We start from the raw sequence: 20,497 nt of genomic DNA, 5'->3' as shown, positions 1-20,497 counted from the left end.
GCCAACGCCGGGCAGCCTGCCTGACACCCTGATGCGCAATCGCTCAACGCGCTTCGAGAATGCTCACGTAGTTCGCCACTGCCGCGCCGCCCATATTGAAGACGCCTGCGAGTTTCGCGTCGGGAATCTGCATTTGCCCGGCGGTTCCCGTGAGTTGCATGGCAGCCATGACGTGCATCGACACGCCCGTGGCCCCGACCGGGTGGCCCTTCGCCTTCAAGCCGCCCGACGGATTGACCGGCAGCAGACCGTTCTTCTCGGTCAACCCTTCGGCCACCACATTCGCCCCCTGGCCCGGCTTGGCGAGTCCCATCGCTTCATACTCGATGAGTTCGGCGATGGTGAAGCAGTCATGGGTTTCGACCAGCGACAGATCCTTGAGCGAGACGCCGGCGACGCCCAATGCCTGACGCCACGCGTGCTGGCCGCCTTCGAACGCCAGCGGATCGCGACGCGAGAGCGGCAGGTAGTCGTTGACCTGCACCGCCGCGCGGAAGCCAACGGCCTTGGGCATCGTGCGCGCCACGTCGGCGCTCGAGATGACCAGCGCCGCAGCGCCGTCCGACACCATCGAGCAATCGGTCCGCTTGAGCGGGCCGGCAACGAACGGATTCTTCTCGGAAACGTTGCGGCAGAAGTCGTAACCGAAGTCTCGACGCATGTGCGCATAGGGGTTGACCGAGCCATTGCGGTGGTTCTTCGCCGCAATGCGCGCGAGCGCGTCGGACTGATCGCCATAGCGCTCGAAATAGGCTTGCGCGATGGTGCCGAAAACGCCCGCAAAGCCGCCCGGAATGTCAGCCTCTTCACGGGCGTAAGAACATTTGAGCAACACTTCGCCAACCTGCGGCGTGGCCAGCTCCGTCATCTTCTCGAAGCCGATCACGAGAACGTGCGTGGCCTTGCCCGCCTCGATGGATTGCAGTCCGCCATGCACGGCAGCCGAACCCGTCGCGCAGGCATTTTCGTAGCGCGTAGCGGGTTTGAAACGAAGTCCTGGAATGCGATTGAAGACGAGAGACGACGGGAAGTCCTGATACAGGAAACCGCCATTGAACGTGCCGACGTGAATGGAATCGATCTGTTCGGGCGCGAGGCCCGCGTCGTCGAGCGCGGCTTGAGCAACATCGGCCAGCAGAACTTCGGCATCGACGTTATCGAGTTTTCCGAACTGGGAGTGGGCCCAGCCGGTAAGGCATGCAGCAACCATGAAGTGTCTCCGGAAAATTGGGGTCATCCAGACTCCGGTGAGCAATTTCGATGCCAGACATGGGCCCATCCAAACCCCGATGAAGCGCCAACGGCCTTTGCATCGCATTGCGTCTCGATTGCGACGCCCGCGCTTATGGCGCTGTCGCAATTGACGTAAGCGTAAGGCCGCATTCACTGCGCCATCAAGTGAATTCGAATGCCGATCGGGTGAGGCCAATTTGCTGTGCCGCAACACAACGGGCACGGGGCGGCACCCTGCGACACCTGTCGCACGACGATCGCCACTGGCCTGCGACAGGTGTCGCAAGGCGAGCGGGAAATGCGACAGGTGTCGCCCCCCATCGGCGTGCCAGATGCGCGTCACCGCGCGTCAATCGCAGATGCACCAAACACGGTTGGCGACAGTCGCGCACGGCGCTGCCGGGTTCCGCCAGATAAAAGGAAGGAGAGCGATGCAAGATGCCGGGCGCGGGATTTCACTGATGCTTAACAACGTAAGGGTTTTCCCGTTCAGGCCACGATCTGGCATTCGACTTGCGTAAGATAGCCAAGCCACTTGCGAGCCGCCTCACGTTTGCGTTCCGAGTTGGCCGGGACGTTGCAGGGCAACACGTTCGCACGCCTCGTGCTTCAGACGCAGTCACCAAACCTATAAATCAGGAGACATGCAGTATGAGCAACATGGATCGCCGCCACTTCATCAAGGTTGTGGCCGCCACATCGGCCGCCGCCGCCACGGGGTTGTATCAGACGCAGGCCCACGCGGCCGAATTCACGGTCAAGTTCGCCAACAACCTCCCCATCAGCCACCCGATGAACGTTCGCGCCAAAGAAATGGCGCAGAAAATCGCGGAGCAATCGAAGGGCCGTATCGACTTCCAGATCTATCCGAACAACCAGCTCGGCACCGACAGCGACATGCTGAGCCAGATTCGCTCGGGCGCGATCGACTTCTTCACGCTCTCGCCGCTGATTCTCGGCACGCTGGTGCCCTCGGCGCAGATCTCCGGCGTGGGCTTCGCGTTCAAGGATTACGGTCAGGTGTGGGCCGCGATGGATGGTGACCTCGGTGCGCATGTGCGCGGCCAGATCGCCAAGACGTCGGTGTTCGCGTTCGACAAGATCTGGGAGAACGGGTATCGCCAGATCACTACGAGCAGCCGTCCGATCAACTCGCCTGCCGACCTCAAGGGCCTGAAGATCCGGGTACCGACAAGCCCGCTGTGGACCTCGATGTTCCGCGCCTTCGACTCGTCGCCCACCTCGATCAATTTCGCCGAAGTGTATTCCGCCCTGCAAACGCACATCGTCGAAGCGCAGGAAAACCCCCTTGCCCTGCTGACCACGGCCAAGCTGTACGAAGTGCAGAAGTACGTGTCGATGACGAACCACATGTGGGACGGCTTCTGGTTCCTCGCCAACAAGCAGAAATGGGACAAGCTGCCGAAAGACTTGCAGGCGATCGTGACCGCCAACGTGAACGCCGCAGCGATGGCGCAGCGCGACGACGTGCGCAAGCTCAACGACGGCGTCATGGCCGAACTCAAGCAGAAGGGACTCGTGTTCAATGCACCGAACAACGAACAATTCCGCGAGAAGCTTCGCGCGGCCGGCTTCTATGCCGAATGGCACAAAAAGTTCGGTGACGAGGCGTGGGCCGTGTTGGAAAAGTACACCGGGAAGCTCGCGTAAATGGAAACGTTGACGATGACGGCCGAGCCGACGCACGCGCTCGCCCGCCTCTTCTGCCACGTCAACCGCGCGGTGATGAAAGTCACCGAAGCGGCTGCCGTGCTGCTGGTGGTGGCGGAGACTCTCATCCTGCTCGCGGGCGTAATCTCGCGTTACGGGTTCGACAATCCCCTCACCTGGTCGGACGAGCTGGCACAGATCCTGTTCATCTGGCTATCGATGCTCGGCGCGGTGCTGGCCCTCGACCGGGGCGAGCACATGCGGCTTTCCGCCATCGTCAACAAGCTCCCGGCGGCATGGCGCGACTGGTTCCAGACCATGGCTGCGCTGACGGTCTGCGTGTTCGTCGCGCTCATCATCATGCCCGCGTACACCCATGCCATCGAACAGATGGATATCACCACCCCGGCGTTGGAAATTCCCGACGGGCTGCGCGCCGCCGCGCTGCCGGTCGGCGCAGCGCTGATGCTCATCGCCGCCATCTCGCGCATGGCGCGGTGCTCATCGCTACGCCAGTTTGGCCTCGGCGTGTTGTTCGTCGCCGCACTGGGCGCGGCACTCTGGCTGGGCCGCCCGGCGCTCATCGCCATGGGGAACTACAACCTGCTGGTCTTCTTCGTGCTGATCGTCGGCGCGTGCGTAGCGGGCGGGATTCCGATCGCATTCGCTTTCGGTACCGCAACGCTGGCGTATCTGGCGCTCGTGACCGATGCCCCGCTGCAAATCGTCGTGAGCCGCATGGACGAGGGCATGTCGGGCCTCATTCTGCTGTCGGTGCCGCTGTTCGTGCTGCTCGGCGCGCTGATTGAGATGAGCGGTCTTGCGCGCAGCCTGATCGAGTTCATGGCCTCGCTGCTCGGCCACGTGCGCGGCGGCCTGCAATACGTGCTACTCGGCGCGATGTTCCTCGTCTCGGGGATCTCGGGCTCGAAAGCGGCCGACATGGCGGCCGTCGCGCCCGCCCTCTTTCCCGAGATGCAACGGCGCGGCTCCAAACCGGAAGACCTCGTCGCGCTGCTCTCGTCAACCGGCGCCATGACGGAGACGATCCCGCCGAGTCTGGTGCTCATCACCATCGGCGCAGTGTGCGGGGTGTCGATCACCGCGCTGTTCGTCGGCGGCCTGCTGCCCGCCGTGATCGCCACGCTTGCCATCGTCGTCGTTTGCTTCGCCCGCTCACGCAAGGAAGCGCCCAATGCCGCGCGCCGCGCGCCGTGGAGCGTGATCGGCAAGACGTTTATCGTGGCGCTGCCGGCCCTTGCGCTGCCGATTCTCATCCGCACGGCGGTGATCGAAGGCGCCGCCACGGCAACGGAAGTCTCCACGGTCGGTATCGCCTACACGATTGTGATCGGCCTTATCGTGCACGCGTTCAAGAAGCACCTGAACTTCAAGCGTCTGTACCCGCTGCTCACGGAAACGGCAGCACTCTCGGGCGCGATCCTGCTCATCATCGGCATGGCGACAGCCATGGCCTGGGCGCTCACGCAGTCGGGCTTCTCGGCCAAGCTCGTCGGACTGATGCACGGCGTGCCGGGCGGACAGATCGGCTTCCTGCTCATTTCAATGGTCGTGTTCATCGTGCTGGGCAGCGTGCTGGAAGGCATTCCCGCCATCGTGCTGTTCGGACCGCTGCTGTTCCCGGTGGCACGCTCGCTCGGCATTCACGACGTGCATTACGCCATGGTCGTGATCCTGTCGATGGGCATGGGGCTGTTCGCGCCGCCGCTCGGCGTGGGCTTCTATGCAGCATGCGCCATCGGCAAGACATCGCCGGACAAAGTCTTCAACCGGATGTGGACCTACATGGGTGCGCTGCTCATCGCGCTGCTGATCGTGGTCTTCATCCCCTGGATCTCTATCGGTTTCCTGAAGTAAGACCCCCGACTAACGGTTCATCCGAATCACCGACGGGCTCCGCCGCGCTGCTGGCGGCGGGGTCCGTGCTGTAGAAATCAATAAATTTAGGAGTCCATAGCATGACGGAGAAAGTTGCGGTAGTGACAGGCGGTGGCATGGGCATCGGCGCCGCGATCTGCGAACGGCTGGCGAAAGACGGCATGACCGTGGTTGTCGCCGACCTGAACGAAGGAGCGGCGGCCGAGACGGCAGCGGCGCTTGGCGCGGCGGGCGGCAAGGCTTGGGCGTTGGGAATGAATGTGGGTGATGCGGCATCGATTGCCGACGGCTTCGCGCAGATTGCGCAACGTCATGGCCGCTGCGATGTGCTCGTGAACAATGCCGGGATCGCGAAGACGTTTCCGTTTCTCGACTATCCGCTCGATCACTGGCATCAGGTGATGAACGTGAATCTCACGGGCACGCTGCTGTGCGGGCAACATGCGGCGAGACTCATGCGCGAGCAGCGCTGGGGGCGGATCATCAATCTGGCGTCCGTGGCGGGCATTCTGGCAAGCGCCGGGCGTACCGCTTACGGCACGTCGAAGGCGGCAGTCATCGGTCTCACACGGCAGATGGCCATCGAACTTGCGCCTTTCGGCATTACTGCCAACGGTGTCGCCCCCGGCCCCATCGACACGCCGCTCACGCAGGTGCTGCACTCCGATATCTCGCGCCGCCACTATACGGAGACGACGCCGCTCGGTCGCTATGGAAAGCCGGGCGAAATCGCTGGCGCCGTGAGCTTTCTCGCGTCCGACGACGCCTCGTATGTCACCGGCCACATCCTGCCGGTCGACGGTGGCTTCGTCGCTGCCGGGATTCTGGAGATCTGACGCGCTCGCTACGATGTCCGTTGGAGCGCGATAGACATGGGGCAAGCCCGGTCTATCGCGCGCCAGGCCGATGCGCCTCGTGCGGGCAGGTGAACATAACAGGTCAGAGCGCCGTCATTGCCCTGCGCTCATCCTCGGTGAGAATCGGGCCATCCAGCGTGACTTGCGAATGGTCGCTCCTGAACTTGGCGATGATCGGTTTCAATTCGTCCTTGATGTGCGCTTCGCTGTAGCCATTGAACAGATGGCCGATCAGACCCCGGCGCAAATCGCTGCTTCCCATGTACCAGTCGGCAATCGGAAACGTGAGATTCATGTTGTATTTCATCATGATGCCCATGTTGTGATGCGCCGTGTGGTGACGCCGAATGGTATTGATAAACGGCATGTTGCGCACGAACCAGTTTTCGTGACAGTGGCAGCAGTAGTGGAAGGTTTCATAAACGACATACTGACCGACCATGGTCAGGAACACCATCCAGCCGGCGTTCTCGTTCAAAATCCATGCGGTCATATAGCCCATGACCCCACCGCCAACCCCCAGCGTCATCAACACACGCCACGGGAAAAACACGATTCGAAACTCGCGCGTCGTGTCGATCGTCGACAACTGGTCGGTGAAATACTGGTGATGCTGACGCGTGTGCCGGTTGTAGATCTCGCGCAGGCCCCAGACATCTACGCGGCGATGCATGACGAACCGATGCATGAACCACTCGACAAAATTGCCTGCCAGAAAGACCGGAACGATCAGGAACCATTCCCACGTCGGACTCTGCAATCGGCTGACGGCATACCAGACCGCGCCAATCGCCACGATGTACATCACCGCAATGTGCAACAAACCGTTGTACATCGGGCTGATGTCGGACTTGTATTGCTCCCTGAACTTCAACTGACGCTCTGTAATCATGGCTTGTCTCCTGTCTTTGAATCGACGCGAACCGCAATAATAAACAACTAATATGTTAGTTGAGCACTCAAAAAAATCAACCCGCGAGCATTCACTGTTTTGGGGGGAGTGGAGGCGGTGCCGAAGCATGGAATCGGCACGGGTGCCGGAGAAGGCTCGTCAACCGGCACTTGCCGGCGGCAGGCTTGATCGACGCCTCAATTCCTCCGGCGGGGAGCGCGCCCCGCCGGGTGACAACGGGTGGATTGCAAACATCGTGTCAGTGCGAAACGTCCTCCAGCGAACGTCCCTTCGTCTCGACACCCAGCAGCAGTACGGCAAGCGCGGCGATCACGAAGGACAGTGCGCCCATCGTGAACACCCCCGCCTGTCCCCAGGCCGGGAGCAGCACTCCAATGGCGAGCGGACCAACGAGGGAGCCGACACGCCCGATGGACGAGGCAAAGCCCGAGCCTGTCGCCCGAGTCCGGGTCGGGTACAGTTCCGGCGTGTAGGCGTACAGGACGGACCACATGCCGAAAAGGAAAAACTGCATCAGCAGCCCTGCGGCGATCAACTGCTCGATCGGCGCCTTTGCGCCGGCCGCCTGACCGTAAAGATAGGCGGCAACCGCACTCCCGAGCAGCATCAAGGCGCAAGTCGGCTTGCGCCCCCATTTCTCAAGCAACCAGGCAGAGAAGAGAAAGCCCGGGATACCTGCCAGCGAGATGTACACGGTGTACAGCACGGATTTGGTGATCTCGTAGCCAGCCTGTTGAAGCAAGGCCCCGAGCCACGTGGTAAGACCGTAATAGCCCAATAGCGCAAAGAACCAGGTCGTCCACAACATGACCGTGCGTTTCGCATACACGCCACGCCAGATCTCCGCGAAGAGCGCCTTCCGGCCACTCAGCGGATGCCTCACGCCCGCCACGAGTACAGGCTCGGGCAGCTTACGGCCATAGGCCGTCTGCACCTTGGCTTCGATGTGATTCATGACGTCCGCCGCTTCTTTCATGCGTCCGGTGTCTTCCAGCCAGCGAGGCGACTCAGGCACCATGCGTCTGACGACGAACACGAAAACCGCCGGGATCGCCAACGCGATGAAGATCCCGCGCCAGCCGATCACCGGAAGCGTGAAGTAGGCAAACGCGCCTGCCGCTATGAAACCAATGGGCCAGAATCCCTCGAGAATCGCCACGTACTTGCCCCGACTCTTGGCGGGCACGATCTCGGAAACCATCGACAGTCCGATCGGAAACTCCATGCCCATGCCGAAGCCGAGCAGCACGCGGTAGATCATCAGCGACTCGACATTGTGAGCAAAACCGCACATCAGGCTGCCCACGCCCCAGAAGATCATGCTGACCTGAAAGACCGGCTTGCGTCCGAACTTGTCGGCAAGAAGACCTGCCGTGGCAGCACCGATAAACATGCCGAAAAAGCTGGAACTGGCGAGCAATCCGGCCTGCGAAGCGGACAGACCAAACTCCGCCTTGATCGAACCGAGCACAAAGGTCATCAACCCGAGGTCCATGGAATCGAAGAACCAGGCAGTGGCAATGATAGAGAAAAGCGTTCGTTGATAGCTCGTCATCGGTAGTCGCTCAAGACGCGCGACGACGTCAACACCTAGCCGCGACGCGGCTGCGGACATATCCATGCTTGTGTCTCCTCCGTTACATCTTACTGATGAACATCTAACATATTAGACATTGAGACGCAAAAGTGGCCGGTGTATCCGGCCGAGTAGTGAGTGTGGTCTTTTGCGCGGCGACAGCGATCTATCGAATCGATTGCGTCCGTGTCGATCAGGCTGCCGTCCGTTTCTCTGTCTTCTCGTCTCGAAGACCTCCGCGCCACGCGTTATCGATAATCTGCGCGTAGCTTTCTTCGATATTCCCTACCGGGAATGCTTTGGCCAACCGAGTCACGCTCAGAGAGTCGATCAGCAAATGATTGAGTGATTGCTGGGGAATGCCAAAGGCATTGAGATCGGTGGGGATGCCGAGCTTGCCGACGAGTTCGCGCAATTTTCGGGGCAACTCGCCAACGGCCCGCACCTCATCGTCGTCTTCGATGCCGAACATTTGAGCCACTTCCAGGAGTTCGGTGTGACGTGATTCGCGCAGTGCATCGATGGCATACGGCAGCACAACCGCATTCGTCGCCCCATGCGACTGGTGTGTCAGCGCAGCGACGCCGTATGCGATGCCATGAACCGCATTGAGGCCTGCGCTTCCATAGGACATTGCGGCATAGACGCTCGCGTAGCACATGCCAACGCGCGCTTGCACATCATTGCCGTTTTCGTAACATCGAAGCAGATACGCGACGGCGAGCCGGATCGACTCGCGCGCAAAGATCATGGTCAGGCCGTTACGGCCGCTATAACCGGGATCGAAGGAACCGTTTCGATCGAACCGATCGGAGTCCAGCGTGACGAACGATTCGAGTGCGTGAGTCAAGGCGTCGATACCCGACTCGGCCGTGACCTTGGGTGGGCAAGTGAAGGTAAGCTCGGGGTCGATCGCCGCGACGACTGGACGTAGCCGATTGTCCATCACCGCGGTCTTGATACCGCTGGCCGGATCAAAAAGAATCGTCCCCGGCGTGAGCTCCGACCCCGTGCCGGCCGTGGTTGGCACGGCGATGTGATCGATGACGGGGGCGTCGCTCGCCACACCGCTCCCAAAGTCGCGAATGGGACGACCCTCCGAAAGGGTGACGCACAACGCCTTGGCCAGGTCGATGTTGCTGCCGCCGCCCAGCGAGACGATATGGTCCGGCAGACGGCCTGCCAGCGCAAGACGCAGTTCGGTCGTCGCGCGATCGCAGAGTTCCGTTGTCGGGTCGGGCTGCCCACCGGCGTAGACGTCCATGTGCACGCCCAGGCGCTTGCACGCCGTCACGTACTCGCTCACCCAGGGGGTTTTCTCCGCAAAAAAGCTATCAGTCACAAGCAGCCCGCGCCGGTAGCCCAGCGTTTGCAGAAGGTTGGGAAGCTTGTGGCGATATCCCAGCTCGATGATGAGCCGGGAAGGCGCACAAAAGTGTACGCAGTCGTCGATCCTCATGAATTCTCCGGTGGATTTAGTTGTGACCTTGGCTGCCCGCAGTACGGCGCCAGGAATTCGCGCATGGTTGCCCCGACCTCGCGGAAGTTCTCCGTCAGGATCGAATGACGCCCGCCGGGGATCACGTGCAATGTGGCGTGACGAATTCCTTCGCGCATGCGCTGTGCGTGTTCGATGGGACAGTCCTCGTCTTCGCTGCCGTGGACGATGAGGACGGGCAAGCTGATATGAGCCAGATTCGACAAATGCGAGAGGGGTTTCAGGGCTCGCCAGGTCCAGGCCACGACATGTGGCGCTGCCGCTTGCTTCAGCTTCAGGCGCGCCTCGCGCTGCCGGATCTCGGTGAGAAGCTCAGCCTCGTCGGTCGCTTCGAACCAGGACACCTCATTCAACTGTGCGGTGCCCGACATGAGGACAACGGCGACCGGTAGCGGGTGCCGAGCCCCGCCGTGCGCCAAATCCCGCAGAAGCTCGAAGATCACGGAAACCCCCATGCTCCAACCGGCCAGAACGTAGGCCCGATGGCCGACCTCCTCTTCGATGACCTCGCTGGCGATGCGCGCGAACTCGCTGGCGCTGCAAGCTGTTGGCGAGAGCGGGACAAGGGCATCGCCGCGCCCCGGCATGTTGGGCAGGATGAAGAAAAACGTATCGCCAAGCGCCGTCGCAAGCGGCGTCCACGAGTCGTTCGTTCCCTGAATGCCGTGCAAGGCAACTATCGGAAGGCCTTCGGAATTCCCTAACCGCTTGATGTCCATCGTCGCCACTCGCATCAGCACAAGTAATATATTAGTTGATTAATAATAGCACACTAGTCGATCCGAACAAGCGATATGGATACCGGGAATGCCCGTACTATCGGGATGCGGCAAGGGCCGAGACAGGTCTGCGCTATCGCTGTAAGCAGGTGATATACAATTAACATTTGCTCTGAGCATTGACCAAATGGCGACAAAGAAGGCGCCCCGACGGACGGGGAAACCAGAAGCCGCAGCGCTCGATGAACGAATGGATGCGATCCCTCGCGGCCGAATGGTGGACATGGCGTACGAGTGGATCGAAGAGGCGATAGTGACGCTGCGACTGGCCCCGGGTTCAACAATGTCGGAGTTACAGTTGAGCGAGATGACGGGCTTTGGACGCACGCCGATTCGTGAAGCGATTCAGCGGCTGGCCCGGGAACATTTGATTGTCGTATTGCCGCAGCGCGGCCTGCTGGTGCCTCCGATGGACGTCTCCAAGCAGTTGCGCCTGCTGGAGACGAGACGCGAGGTCGAACGACTGATTGCCAGAAGTGCTGCGAAGAAGGCCACGGCGGAGCAACGGGAACACTTTACGCGTCTGGCGAAGGAGTTCAGGAGTTCCGCCCGTAGCGGCAAGGATGTCGAGTTCATTCGTGCCGACCGTGAGTTCAACGAGTTGTGTCTCGTCGCGGCCCGAAACGAATTCGCCGAAGGTGCCATGCGCCTGATGCACGGGCTGTCACGCCGCTTCTGGTATTACCACTACAAGGAAGCGGCGGACCTGCCAACCATGGCGCGGCTGCATGCGCAAGTCGCCGAAGCGATTGCGGCCGGCGATGTGAAACGAGCGGGTGAAGGCCTCGATGCGCTGCTGGACAACATCGAAGCATTCACCCGAGCCACCGTGTTGGGCGACCGAGTCTAGTCAACTGGCCGAGCGGCGGAATGTCCGTTCAGACAGCACGTTGCGACAACTACGGTGCCTGGCCGGTCGCTATGCATTCGCATCAATGCACCCCGCCTTGCCCATTCATCGCACGCTGGTGTCCGGTCTGTCCGGCACCAGTCGTGCGCCCGGTGCGTGCTGCATCTCGCGCCACACCGTTCTCGCGTTCTCAACGAAGGTCGCGACACATGGGTTGTGATTGTCGCGACTCCACAACAGCGCCACCTCCGCCACAGGCGCGTTGCGCAACGGCTTGAAAACCGCGCTCCCCGACGCGCTCGCGCTGCTCATCGACATGGGCACCATCGCCACTCCCAGCCCCTCGCCGACCAGATTGATAATCGTCTGCTGCAAGTTGGTTTCCAGCCGGATGTGGGGAGAGAACCCTGCGCGGCGGCAGTGGTCCACGACCAGGTCGTAGACCAGCGGCGCAATCTCGCGCGGAATGCTCACGAACGACTCTTCGGCCAGTTGCGAGGCGTCCAGTACCCGCGCCTTCGCCAGCGCGTGCGTGCGCGGCAGCACCGCCACCATCTCCTCGCGGAACACCGTCGCCGTGTCGAGCCCGGTGAGGTCTTCAGGGCGGTACATGATGCCAACGTCGGTTTGCCCCGCACGCACCGCCTCGGCCAGCAGGTTGGGTAGCGTCTCCGCCAGTTTCATGTCGACGCGCGCATACGCCGCCGCATAGGTTCGCGTAAGCGCGGGCAGGATGTTGTACGCGGAGGACATCATGAAGCCGACCGTGATCGCGCCATCCTCCCCCCGGCTCGCCGCCACGACATTGCGCCGCGCGCGTTCGACCGAGTTGAGAATTTCCACCGCGTCCTGATAAAAGCGTGCGCCGGCACGCGTGAGCCGCACACTGCGACGCGTGCGCTCGAACAGCAGCACGCCCAACTCCGCCTCCATCAGCGCAATCTGACGCGACAGCGGTGGTTGCGAAATATGCAACTGCTGGGCCGCACGACCGAAATGCAGCGTCTGCGCGAGCACCACGAAATACTGGAAATGACGCAGCTCGATCATTTGATACCCCAGAGGTATTAATAGAACATCAATATTGTATTGGATGTTATGACTGAGCAGTCGTATCCTGCATTGGCGGTTGGCCACCCGAGCTGGCTGCGACATAAAGAGACGTCAGGAAACGCCAGGCCACAAGCCACCGACGGCGACCTTTCGTACCGATACGAGAAGGAGACAAGTCATGCCCGCTCACCTTGCTGTAGCGCCTGCCCCCGCTCGACCTGTCGGCCACGCCAGCACCACCGGCGCAGCCAGTGCCAATACCGCCTTCAACAACATCGCAGCCCTGGCTGAGCGCATCACACGCGTGCCGACCGCCCCCACTGCGGCGCGTCAGATGCGCCCCGACTATCTCGCCATCGACGACCTGTGCGGCACCGACGCCCGCATGCGCGATCTTCTCGCGCGCGGCAAGCGCTTTGTCGATCGCGGACTGCCCATATTGATTCTCGGCGAGACGGGAACGGGCAAGGAGTTTCTGGCCCGGGCATTGCATGAATACAGCGAGCGGCGCGCGCAAGCGTTTGTCGCCATCAACACGGCCTCGCTGCCTGAGCATCTCGTCGAGAGCGAATTGTTCGGTTATCAGCGTGGAGCGTTTTCCGGCGCGTTGCCCGGTGGCATGAAAGGGAAATTGCAGCAGGCCGACGGCGGCACACTTTTCCTCGACGAAATCGGAGACATGCCGCATGCGCTGCAAACGCGGTTGTTGCGGGTGCTCTCGGAGCGTGAAGTCACGCCACTCGGCGGGAGTCATGCGGTGCCGGTGGACGTACAGTTGATCTGCGCGACCCATCAGGATCTCTCACGCGCCGTGGCGCAAGGCACCTTCCGGGAAGATCTTTACTACCGTATCGCCGTGGGCGTGCTCACGCTGCCCACACTGCGCGAGCGCGACGACAAGCGCGAACTGATTGCCCGCATGCTGTGCGACGAATGGCCGGGACTGCGGGCCGATCAGGCGCTCGCTCGGGTGACGCCCGACGCCCTGTCGTATCTGTTGACGCAGGCGTGGCCCGGGAATCTGCGTCAGCTTCGCGCAGCATTACGTTATGCCTGTGCGGTGATGAGCGGCAATCTTTTGTGTGTCGACGATTTGCCGCCAGACCGGGTTGCGGCTTCACGCGGGCAGGCGCCACGCGACGACACGTCGATGCTCCAGCGCATCGCCGAATCCAGCGACGCAGCGCTCCCCACATCGATTGCCCGGCCGGTCGAGACGATGGCGCCGACGCCACGTCATGACAGTGAGCGCGAACGCATTCTGCAAGCCCTCGCCCAGCATCGCTGGAACATCTCTGCCGCTGCGCGCACGCTTGGCTTCTGCCGAGCGTCGTTATATCGCAAGCTCAAGCAGTTGAGCATTCCCCACGTGCGCGACTGCGGCGAAGCGATCAGCGCAGGACTCTACGCATAGCCAATCACGCGGACAAAAAAAAGCGCGGCCAATGAGGCCGCGCCAAGGTTTGGAGACTTTTCACTCAACGCAAAAGTCTACTTCTCGCGGAACGTAGTATAGGTCTGGCTCCCGAAATCATTGTCATCATTCGACGCAATGCATTATTCGGCGACTCGCAATAGTCCGTAAAACCCCGTAAATAAAGCGATTTTTCGAGCCCCTCGGAATCTCGCGCTTGCCAACATATCGGATTTCCCTCATCACGCGCATGGCAAATCGCTGGATGACGTGAGCATGGCGGCAAGCTGACACCCGCACCGATACCTCTCTATATAGACGTCTCGCGTGGCAACGCGCCGAGAAGCGAGTCGTATCGAACTGCACTCGTCATCGACGATGCAATATCGTTCGATGCGTCACTTGCGCGTGCAGCAACTGTGACATGTTTTCGCATCACCGGAACCAAATCCATTTGTGCTTGTCGCGCGCAAATCCCCTGCAGACAACGCTTCACACACGCGGTTGCATGCGCTGCGCACTGTGTCCCGAGCGCAACACACGTCGCTTGCATCGCTATTTCTCGCCTAGGCTTAATCAAGCCAATCCCTTACTGCACAAAGCTTTGCGGCGCATGCGATGGATTCTTTTCGTATCTGAAATAGATTCTTGCGGATTCTGAAATAGGCGCGAGTAACGGTCACTCATACACTGCCCCCTGTCAGCAGAACAGTGCCGATACCTGATCGGGTCCGCGAATGACAAACCGTCACCTCGACATGTTCTGTTTCGCCGCGTTCTGTTTTCACGCGAATTCTGCGATTCGTGTCACGTTACTGGAGCTTAAACCATGAAAAAAACTCTTCTTGCCGCAGCCGTCGTCGGCGCGTTCTCGGCAACGGCCGCGCATGCACAAAGCAGCGTCACGCTGTACGGCTTGATCGATGCTGGCGTTGCTTACACGAGCAACTCCACCACCACGGCAGGTGCTTCGGGCTCGAAGAACTTCCGCGCAACGAGCGGCCTGATCAACGGCAGCCGTTGGGGCCTGAAGGGCTCGGAAGATCTGGGTGGCGGTAACAAGGCCATCTTCGTGCTGGAAAACGGTTTCTCGATCAACAACGGTCAGTCGGGCCAAAACGGCCGCATGTTCGGTCGTCAAGCCTTCGTTGGCCTGCAGAACGACAAGTTCGGCGCTGTGACGATCGGCCGTCAGTACGACTCGCTGGTTGACTACCTGGCTCCGCTGACCCTGAACGGTTCGTCGTTCGGCGGCACGATCGCTTCGCATCCGTACGATAACGACAACACGAACAACTCGTTCCGTGTGAACAACTCGGTCAAGTACTCGAGCGCCAACTACAACGGCCTGACCTTCGGCGGCCTGTATGGCTTCTCGAACAAGGCGGGTGACTTCGCCAACAACCGTGCATTCAGCGCCGGTGTGAACTACGCAAACGGCCCGCTGACGGTGGCTGCTGCTTACCTGGAACGCCAAGGCAACCCGGGTAACAACAACGGCACGGGCGCTGTCGACACGTCGAACGGCGGTGACTCGGTGTTCAACGCATCGAAGCAACGCGTCTGGGGTATCGGTGGTAACTACGCCTTTGGCCCGGCAACGGTTGGCCTGGTGTACACCCACACGCAACTGCAAGGTCTGGCAGGTCTGAACTACAACAGCACCGCTGTGTCGTTCAACAACGACGGCCTGAAGTTCGACAACTTCGAAATCAACGGTCGCTACATGCTGACCCCGGCAGTCTCGCTGTCGGCCGCGTACACGTACACGATGGCCAAGCAAGATTCGACGGACCAGAAGCCGAAGTTCCACACCGTTACGCTGCAAGCTGACTACCGTCTGTCGAAGCGCACCGATGTGTACCTGACGGGTTCGTACCAGCACATCTCCGACAACGAAGGCACGGGCCTCCAAGCCGGTGTCGGCGCTGCCGGCGGTATGTCGTCGACCAGCTCGCAAACCGTTGTGGGCACGGGTATCCGTCACCGCTTCTAATCGAAGCGGCGTGAGTTCCGGGGCAGTTTTCCGGAACGCCTGACGTAAAAAGGGCAGCCTCGCGGCTGCCCTTTTTTATTGCCCTGTCCGTCGCTCGCTATCAGTTCGAGACGTTGCGGCCGATACCTACCAATCAGAAGCGCGTCTCTCTGGCGGCGCGCAGGAAGTTGTCGAGCACCGGCGTGCAATCGAGAAACTCCGGCCCACCCGCACGGTGAAATTCCGGGTGCCATTGCAGCCCCATCACGAAGGGCGCCTTGCGATAGCGAATGGCCTCGACCACGCCGTCTTCCGCACACATCGCCTCCACGCTCAGGTCGCGCCCCAGCGTCTTGACCGACTGGTGGTGAATGGAATTGACGATCGGTACGTCAACGGGTCCCAGCATCTGGGCAAGCGACGACCCCTCCGGAAACGTCAGCGTGTGACGGTTATGTTCGTATGTCTCGGTGACGTGAGGAATCGCCTCGGGCAGATCGGTCGCGATATCCTGGTGCAGCGTGCCGCCGAACGCCACATTGATTAGCTGACACCCCCGGCAAACGCCCAGAATCGGCTTGCCCTGCTCCACGAACTCATGCAGCAACTCGAGTTCGTACATGTCGCGCATACGGTCGCCCTGCCATTCGTGACGCGTTGCCACTTCCGAATAGGTCAGCGGCGCAACGTCTGCCCCGCCTTGCAACACCAGTCCATCGAGATGCTTCGCGTAATCGTGCAGACGAATATGGCTCGGGTGCAGTTGCCCCTGCGTGTCGACCGTCGGAATCATGAAGACCAGCACGTCGCGCGACATCACCCAGTGCGCGATCGACTCTTCGAGATATTGCAGCGTCTTGCTGCGCAGCCCCTTCGATCCCGGCTCCGGATGGAAGATGCGCGCCGAAATGCCGATCTTCAGTGTGCGTTGCGTGATGCGCTGTCCCGCGCGGTCGTACCACGCACGGAATCGCGCCGACATGATCCGGCGCAGCACGGACCAGGGCGAATCGCCCGCTTGCAGATACGACGGCTGCCCCCCCATCGACGATGGGCTGCCCGGCCGTGCCGCGCCAGGGGTGAACGTCGGTTGATGCGGCGGTTCGCCGCCCCCCGCGCCACCGGCACCTGCCGGCGTAGCACTGCCAGACACCGCCGCGCCGCCCGCCTCACCGAGGTTGCCGCCTGCGCTGCCCACACCGGCCGCCTTGACGTCCTCGGTCGACTTGGGGGCAGGCGTGGCGATGGGGTTGCTGTCGGAGGCCACCTGTGCGGCCACGGCCTGCGGCGCAGGCGTTGCCGGTTTCGCGGCGTGTGCTGGCTGCGGCGTCTGCCCGTGTACGTCGCTGGGCGCGGCGGCCTCGGTCGCATGGGCCGGGCGCGTTAGCGTGTCGGGGTTCGGCGGCATGCTGCCCGACCCTTCGGCCGTACCGGCAACAGGCTTGCCCGTCTGATGCGGCGTTGCCGGCGTTGCGGGCGCTACGTATTCGGATGGCCCCTGCGAGGGCGAGGCGGATGAGGAGGACGCGGCAGACGTTGCGCCGGCATCGCTTGCCGCAGGTGTCTGAGGTGGGGTCGCGCTCTTACTCGTATCGGACTCGGGCTTGTTCGGCTGTTGCGGCGATTTCGGATCTTGAGCGTCGGTCATGATGGCGTTGGGAAGGCGTCCGCGAAGGGGGGAAAAATGGATTGACCACGGCGGCTCGCAAATTATCCCGCCGCCCCGATCCTGCCGCAACCGAGAAAGCCGACGGACCGCAGCGCCTCTCAGGACGCCATGGGTTGAAATCCGTCGGGCGAGACATGCGATGAAACCGTCTGGCCCTGACACTGTCGAAGCTAATTATCACGCATCGCGCGTATGCGCCCTCATCCGGCACGCCAAGACAACGATGCGTATAATCAGAACACGTTGCGCGATATTCATCAAATATTGAGCGACGTTTGCGTCGGTTGAATGAAAATGCTCGCCACACCCTCGAGCATACCGGTATCAGGAGCCTGCAAGTGAAGCGTTTTCTCCGTCTGTGGCAAATCGCCCGTCACGATTTCCGTGTCTTGTGGCACGCGGCACGCGATCCGCGCCGCCCGCGCTGGCTATTGCCCGCCATGGCGTTGCTCGTGGTGTACCTGCTCTGCCCGTTCGATCTGATTCCGGATTTCGTGCCGGTCTTCGGCCTGCTCGACGATGTCATCGTGATCGGCATGGTCGTGCATTGGCTGATCAGGCATCTGCCGGCGGACGTGCGCGAAGATGCCCGCGCCCATGTCTTCACGCAGCGCGCCTGAGCCTGCACGGTCGCTCGCCGCATCGTCAGTCATGAAAAAAGGGATGCCGAGGCATCCCTTTTCTTCTTTCTTCTTTAGTCCCGCTTGTTTTGTCCTGCACCCGCCCGTCAGGGCATGAGCAAGGTCGACCCGGTGGTCTTACGCGCCTCGAGATCGCGGTGTGCCTGTGCCACGTCGGCCAGTGCGTAGCGCTGATTGACTTCGATCTTGACGGTGCCGCTGGCAACCACATCGAACAGCTCGTTCGCCGTGGCCTCCAGATCGGCGCGCTTGGCCGTGTAATTGAACAGCGTCGGACGCGTGAAGAACAGCGAGCCACGCGACACGAGATCCGCCGTATTGATCTGCGTCACGGGGCCCGATGCGCTACCGAAATTCACCATCGTGCCCAGCGGACGCAGGCAATCGAGCGAACCGATGAACGTGTCCTGACCGATGGAGTCGTAGACGACCGGCACGCCTTCGTCGCCGGTAATCGCTTTCACGCGCTCGACGAAGTTCTCGCGCGTGTAGACGATCGGATGGTCGCAGCCGTGTTGGCGCACGAGCGCCGCCTTCTCGTCGGAGCCGACCGTGCCGATCACCGTGGCGCCGAGCGCTTTGGCCCACTGACACACGATGAGGCCCACGCCACCGGCCGCGGCATGAATAAGGATCGTGTCCCCTGCCTTGACCGGGAACGTGCGACGCAGCAGGTACTGCGCGGTCATGCCTTGCAGCATCATCGCGGCGGCCTGATCGTCGCTGATGGCGTCGGGCACACGCACGAGCGGCGCGGCGGGCATCACGCGCGCCTGCGCGTAAGCGCCGCACGGACGGCTCGCATACGCCACGCGATCGCCCGGCTTGACGTGCGTAACGCCCTCGCCCACCGCCTCGACCACCCCGGCGGCTTCCATGCCGAGGCCGGCGGGCAGCGGCTGCGGGTACAGACCGGTGCGGAAATACACGTCGATATAGTTCAACCCGACGGCGTTGTGACGCACGCGCGCCTCGCCCGGGCCGGGTTCACCCACTTCGACGTCCACGTACTTCATCACTTCCGGGCCGCCATTCTGTTCGATGCGAATTGCCTTGGTCATCCTCGCTCCTTCTCTCTTTCGTTCGGGTGATGTCGTGATTGTCTGCGGTTTGTCCGCGTCACGCTGCCGGCTGCGCCGCCAGACGCACCATCAACTGCTCGAGTAACAGACGCGCCGTGGCGCTATTCGTGGCGCACGGCACGTTGTGCACGTCACAGGCACGCACCAGCGCGTTGATATCCGGCTCATGCGGCTGCGGTGTCATCGGGTCGCGCAGGAACAGCACCATGTCGACGCGCCCCTCGGCAAGTTGCGCGCCGATCTGCAGGTCACCGCCATGCGGCCCGGAGAGCTTGCGCTCGACGTCGAGCCCCAGTTCGGCGGCGATGCGTCCGCCCGTGGTGCCTGTGGCGACCAATTGGCATTGGCGCAGCACGTCGACGTAGTCACGTGCGACGGCCAGAATTTCGTCCTTCTTCTTGTCGTGCGCGATGAGTGCGATCCGGACTTTCGGTACTGTCGATACGGTCATGGAAACGATCCCTGAAGCGTTAGAACGTGCCCGGATAGGCGCCGCCGTCGATCAGCACATTCTGCCCCGTGATGTAGCCCGCGTGCGCGCTGCACAGAAATGCGCAGGTGGCGCCGAACTCGTCGGGCTGTCCGAAGCGGCGAGCCGGAATCGCGTTGGCCCGCTTGGCGCGCGCCTCGTCCAGCGTCTGGCCGCTCTTGTCCGCCCATGCCTGCATGGTGCCGGCGAGGCGATCGGTGTCGAAAGCCCCCGGCAACAGATTGTTGATGGTGACGTTGTGAGCGACCGTCGTGCGCGCAAGCCCCGCGACAAAGCCGGTCAGCCCCGAGCGGGCGCCGTTGGACAACCCGAGAATATCGATGGGCGCCTTCACGGCCGACGACGTAATGTTCACGATACGTCCAAAGCCGCGCGCGATCATGCCGTCTACCGTTGCCTTGATGAGCTCGATCGGGGTGAGCATGTTGGCGTCGAGCGCGCGAATCCAGTCGTCGCGCTCCCAATCCCGAAAATCGCCCGGCGGCGGCCCGCCGGCGTTGGTCACGAGAATGTCGGGCTGGCCGCACGCCGCGAGCACCTGAGCGCGCCCTTGTGGCGTGGTGATGTCGCAAGCGATAGCCGTGACGTTGACGCCCGTTGCGGCGCGAATCTCGTCAGCGGTGGCGTTGAGTGCGTCGGCCGTGCGCGCGACGATCACGACATTCGCGCCGGCCTCGGCCAGCGCCTGGGCACATGCGCGCCCCAGCCCTTTGCTCGCGCCGCACACCAGTGCGGTGCGGCCCTTGATTCCCAGATCCATGATCAGCCTTCAAGACAAGTGAAGCATTGGAAAAATGCGGCCATACGACCGTCTTGCAGCGATTCTAAGGGAATCGCGCGAGCGCCGCTTCGTCCGGCATACGGCACTCATGGCCCGGGCATTTGCGGCAACCGGCA

At 61.8% G+C, this 20,497-nt stretch carries 17 protein-coding genes; 7 read left to right on the top strand and 10 right to left on the bottom strand.

Annotated features, from left to right (window positions below; all coding sequences use genetic code 11):
- Window positions 1–43: 43 nt before the first annotated feature.
- Complete coding sequence (locus PI93_RS09360; protein WP_039367683.1) at window positions 44–1,210, bottom strand: acetyl-CoA acetyltransferase; 1,167 nt, start codon at window positions 1,208–1,210, stop codon at window positions 44–46.
- 674 nt (window positions 1,211–1,884) lie between these two features.
- Here PI93_RS09360 and PI93_RS09355 point away from each other — a divergent pair.
- The 3 genes from PI93_RS09355 to PI93_RS09345 all read left to right on the top strand — a co-directional run bounded on the left by PI93_RS09355 (window position 1,885) and on the right by PI93_RS09345 (window position 5,639).
- A complete protein-coding gene (locus PI93_RS09355) occupies window positions 1,885–2,904 on the top strand; it encodes a TRAP transporter substrate-binding protein (RefSeq protein WP_039367681.1) in 1,020 nt (339 codons plus the stop codon).
- Between the two features lie 15 nt (window positions 2,905–2,919).
- The gene (locus PI93_RS09350; protein WP_052240509.1) at window positions 2,920–4,782 is read left to right on the top strand and encodes a TRAP transporter large permease; all 1,863 of its coding nucleotides are present in this window, start codon (window positions 2,920–2,922) and stop codon (window positions 4,780–4,782) included.
- A 101-nt stretch (window positions 4,783–4,883) separates the two neighbouring features.
- Window positions 4,884–5,639, top strand: a complete 756-nt coding sequence (locus tag PI93_RS09345; RefSeq protein ID WP_039367675.1) for an SDR family NAD(P)-dependent oxidoreductase — start codon at window positions 4,884–4,886, stop codon at window positions 5,637–5,639.
- 103 nt (window positions 5,640–5,742) lie between these two features.
- Here the strand turns inward: PI93_RS09345 and PI93_RS09340 are convergent, their stop codons facing one another.
- The 4 genes from PI93_RS09340 to PI93_RS09325 all read right to left on the bottom strand — a co-directional run bounded on the left by PI93_RS09340 (window position 5,743) and on the right by PI93_RS09325 (window position 10,366).
- Window positions 5,743–6,552, bottom strand: coding sequence for a hypothetical protein (locus PI93_RS09340; RefSeq protein WP_039367672.1), 810 nt, complete (start codon window positions 6,550–6,552; stop codon window positions 5,743–5,745).
- A 259-nt stretch (window positions 6,553–6,811) separates the two neighbouring features.
- Window positions 6,812–8,194 carry an MFS transporter gene (locus PI93_RS09335; RefSeq protein WP_039367670.1) on the bottom strand — a complete coding sequence of 461 codons (1,383 nt, stop codon included), beginning with the start codon at window positions 8,192–8,194 and terminating at the stop codon, window positions 6,812–6,814.
- Between the two features lie 148 nt (window positions 8,195–8,342).
- On the bottom strand, window positions 8,343–9,608 hold the full coding sequence (locus tag PI93_RS09330; RefSeq protein ID WP_039367667.1) for an iron-containing alcohol dehydrogenase: 1,266 nt from the start codon (window positions 9,606–9,608) through the stop codon (window positions 8,343–8,345).
- A complete protein-coding gene (locus PI93_RS09325; RefSeq protein ID WP_052240485.1) occupies window positions 9,605–10,366 on the bottom strand; it encodes an alpha/beta fold hydrolase in 762 nt (253 codons plus the stop codon). Before PI93_RS09325 ends, PI93_RS09330 begins: the two co-directional genes overlap by 4 nt.
- Before the next feature lie 187 nt (window positions 10,367–10,553).
- Here PI93_RS09325 and PI93_RS09320 point away from each other — a divergent pair, with 187 nt between their 5' ends.
- On the top strand, window positions 10,554–11,276 hold the full coding sequence (locus tag PI93_RS09320; protein ID WP_052240484.1) for a GntR family transcriptional regulator: 723 nt from the start codon (window positions 10,554–10,556) through the stop codon (window positions 11,274–11,276).
- Window positions 11,277–11,381: 105 nt separating this feature from the next.
- Here the strand turns inward: PI93_RS09320 and PI93_RS09315 are convergent, their stop codons facing one another.
- Window positions 11,382–12,326, bottom strand: coding sequence for a LysR family transcriptional regulator (locus tag PI93_RS09315; protein ID WP_039367659.1), 945 nt, complete (start codon window positions 12,324–12,326; stop codon window positions 11,382–11,384).
- 181 nt (window positions 12,327–12,507) lie between these two features.
- Here PI93_RS09315 and PI93_RS09310 point away from each other — a divergent pair, with 181 nt between their 5' ends.
- Together PI93_RS09310 and PI93_RS09305 are read left to right on the top strand one after the other, a co-directional pair.
- Window positions 12,508–13,743 (top strand): sigma-54-dependent Fis family transcriptional regulator, encoded by a 1,236-nt coding sequence (locus PI93_RS09310; RefSeq protein ID WP_080759076.1) that lies wholly within the window; start codon window positions 12,508–12,510, stop codon window positions 13,741–13,743.
- An 829-nt stretch (window positions 13,744–14,572) separates the two neighbouring features.
- Window positions 14,573–15,739, top strand: coding sequence for a porin (locus PI93_RS09305; RefSeq protein WP_039367656.1), 1,167 nt, complete (start codon window positions 14,573–14,575; stop codon window positions 15,737–15,739).
- 133 nt (window positions 15,740–15,872) lie between these two features.
- On the opposite strand, the gene PI93_RS09300 is transcribed toward PI93_RS09305, so the two are convergent.
- Window positions 15,873–17,366, bottom strand: coding sequence for a gamma-glutamyl-gamma-aminobutyrate hydrolase family protein (locus tag PI93_RS09300; RefSeq protein ID WP_039367653.1), 1,494 nt, complete (start codon window positions 17,364–17,366; stop codon window positions 15,873–15,875).
- A 359-nt stretch (window positions 17,367–17,725) separates the two neighbouring features.
- On the opposite strand from PI93_RS09300, the gene PI93_RS09295 reads away from it, so the two are divergent.
- Complete coding sequence (locus PI93_RS09295; protein WP_039367649.1) at window positions 17,726–18,007, top strand: YkvA family protein; 282 nt, start codon at window positions 17,726–17,728, stop codon at window positions 18,005–18,007.
- 107 nt (window positions 18,008–18,114) lie between these two features.
- Here PI93_RS09295 and PI93_RS09290 read toward each other — a convergent pair whose 3' ends face one another.
- The 3 genes from PI93_RS09290 to PI93_RS09280 are packed head-to-tail and all read right to left on the bottom strand — an operon-like array spanning window position 18,115 to window position 20,360.
- The gene (locus PI93_RS09290) at window positions 18,115–19,089 is read right to left on the bottom strand and encodes a quinone oxidoreductase family protein (protein ID WP_039367646.1); all 975 of its coding nucleotides are present in this window, start codon (window positions 19,087–19,089) and stop codon (window positions 18,115–18,117) included.
- A gap of 58 nt (window positions 19,090–19,147) precedes the next feature.
- Window positions 19,148–19,561: a methylglyoxal synthase gene (locus PI93_RS09285; protein ID WP_039367643.1), complete on the bottom strand. Its 414-nt coding sequence runs from the start codon at window positions 19,559–19,561 to the stop codon at window positions 19,148–19,150.
- A gap of 19 nt (window positions 19,562–19,580) precedes the next feature.
- Window positions 19,581–20,360 (bottom strand): SDR family oxidoreductase, encoded by a 780-nt coding sequence (locus PI93_RS09280; RefSeq protein WP_039367640.1) that lies wholly within the window; start codon window positions 20,358–20,360, stop codon window positions 19,581–19,583.
- Window positions 20,361–20,497: the final 137 nt, after the last annotated feature.

Source organism: Pandoraea fibrosis, assembly GCF_000807775.2.
Lineage (GTDB): Bacteria > Pseudomonadota > Gammaproteobacteria > Burkholderiales > Burkholderiaceae > Pandoraea > Pandoraea fibrosis.
The sequence above is the reverse complement of the archived record's forward strand: the minus strand, read 5'-3'. Positions and strand labels throughout refer to the sequence as shown.

Coding starts and splice junctions, on each gene's coding strand:
- PI93_RS09355 (WP_039367681.1), top strand. CDS start 1,885: ATGAGCAACATGGATCGCCGCCACTTCATCAAGGTTGTGGCCGCCACA.
- PI93_RS09345 (WP_039367675.1), top strand. CDS start 4,884: ATGACGGAGAAAGTTGCGGTAGTGACAGGCGGTGGCATGGGCATCGGC.
- PI93_RS09320 (WP_052240484.1), top strand. CDS start 10,554: ATGGCGACAAAGAAGGCGCCCCGACGGACGGGGAAACCAGAAGCCGCA.
- PI93_RS09325 (WP_052240485.1), bottom strand. CDS start 10,366: ATGGACATCAAGCGGTTAGGGAATTCCGAAGGCCTTCCGATAGTTGCC.
- PI93_RS09330 (WP_039367667.1), bottom strand. CDS start 9,608: ATGAGGATCGACGACTGCGTACACTTTTGTGCGCCTTCCCGGCTCATC.
- PI93_RS09280 (WP_039367640.1), bottom strand. CDS start 20,360: ATGGATCTGGGAATCAAGGGCCGCACCGCACTGGTGTGCGGCGCGAGC.
- PI93_RS09305 (WP_039367656.1), top strand. CDS start 14,573: ATGAAAAAAACTCTTCTTGCCGCAGCCGTCGTCGGCGCGTTCTCGGCA.
- PI93_RS09350 (WP_052240509.1), top strand. CDS start 2,920: ATGACGGCCGAGCCGACGCACGCGCTCGCCCGCCTCTTCTGCCACGTC.
- PI93_RS09340 (WP_039367672.1), bottom strand. CDS start 6,552: ATGATTACAGAGCGTCAGTTGAAGTTCAGGGAGCAATACAAGTCCGAC.
- PI93_RS09315 (WP_039367659.1), bottom strand. CDS start 12,326: ATGATCGAGCTGCGTCATTTCCAGTATTTCGTGGTGCTCGCGCAGACG.
- PI93_RS09335 (WP_039367670.1), bottom strand. CDS start 8,194: ATGGATATGTCCGCAGCCGCGTCGCGGCTAGGTGTTGACGTCGTCGCG.
- PI93_RS09310 (WP_080759076.1), top strand. CDS start 12,508: ATGCCCGCTCACCTTGCTGTAGCGCCTGCCCCCGCTCGACCTGTCGGC.
- PI93_RS09290 (WP_039367646.1), bottom strand. CDS start 19,089: ATGACCAAGGCAATTCGCATCGAACAGAATGGCGGCCCGGAAGTGATG.
- PI93_RS09285 (WP_039367643.1), bottom strand. CDS start 19,561: ATGACCGTATCGACAGTACCGAAAGTCCGGATCGCACTCATCGCGCAC.
- PI93_RS09360 (WP_039367683.1), bottom strand. CDS start 1,210: ATGGTTGCTGCATGCCTTACCGGCTGGGCCCACTCCCAGTTCGGAAAA.
- PI93_RS09300 (WP_039367653.1), bottom strand. CDS start 17,366: ATGACCGACGCTCAAGATCCGAAATCGCCGCAACAGCCGAACAAGCCC.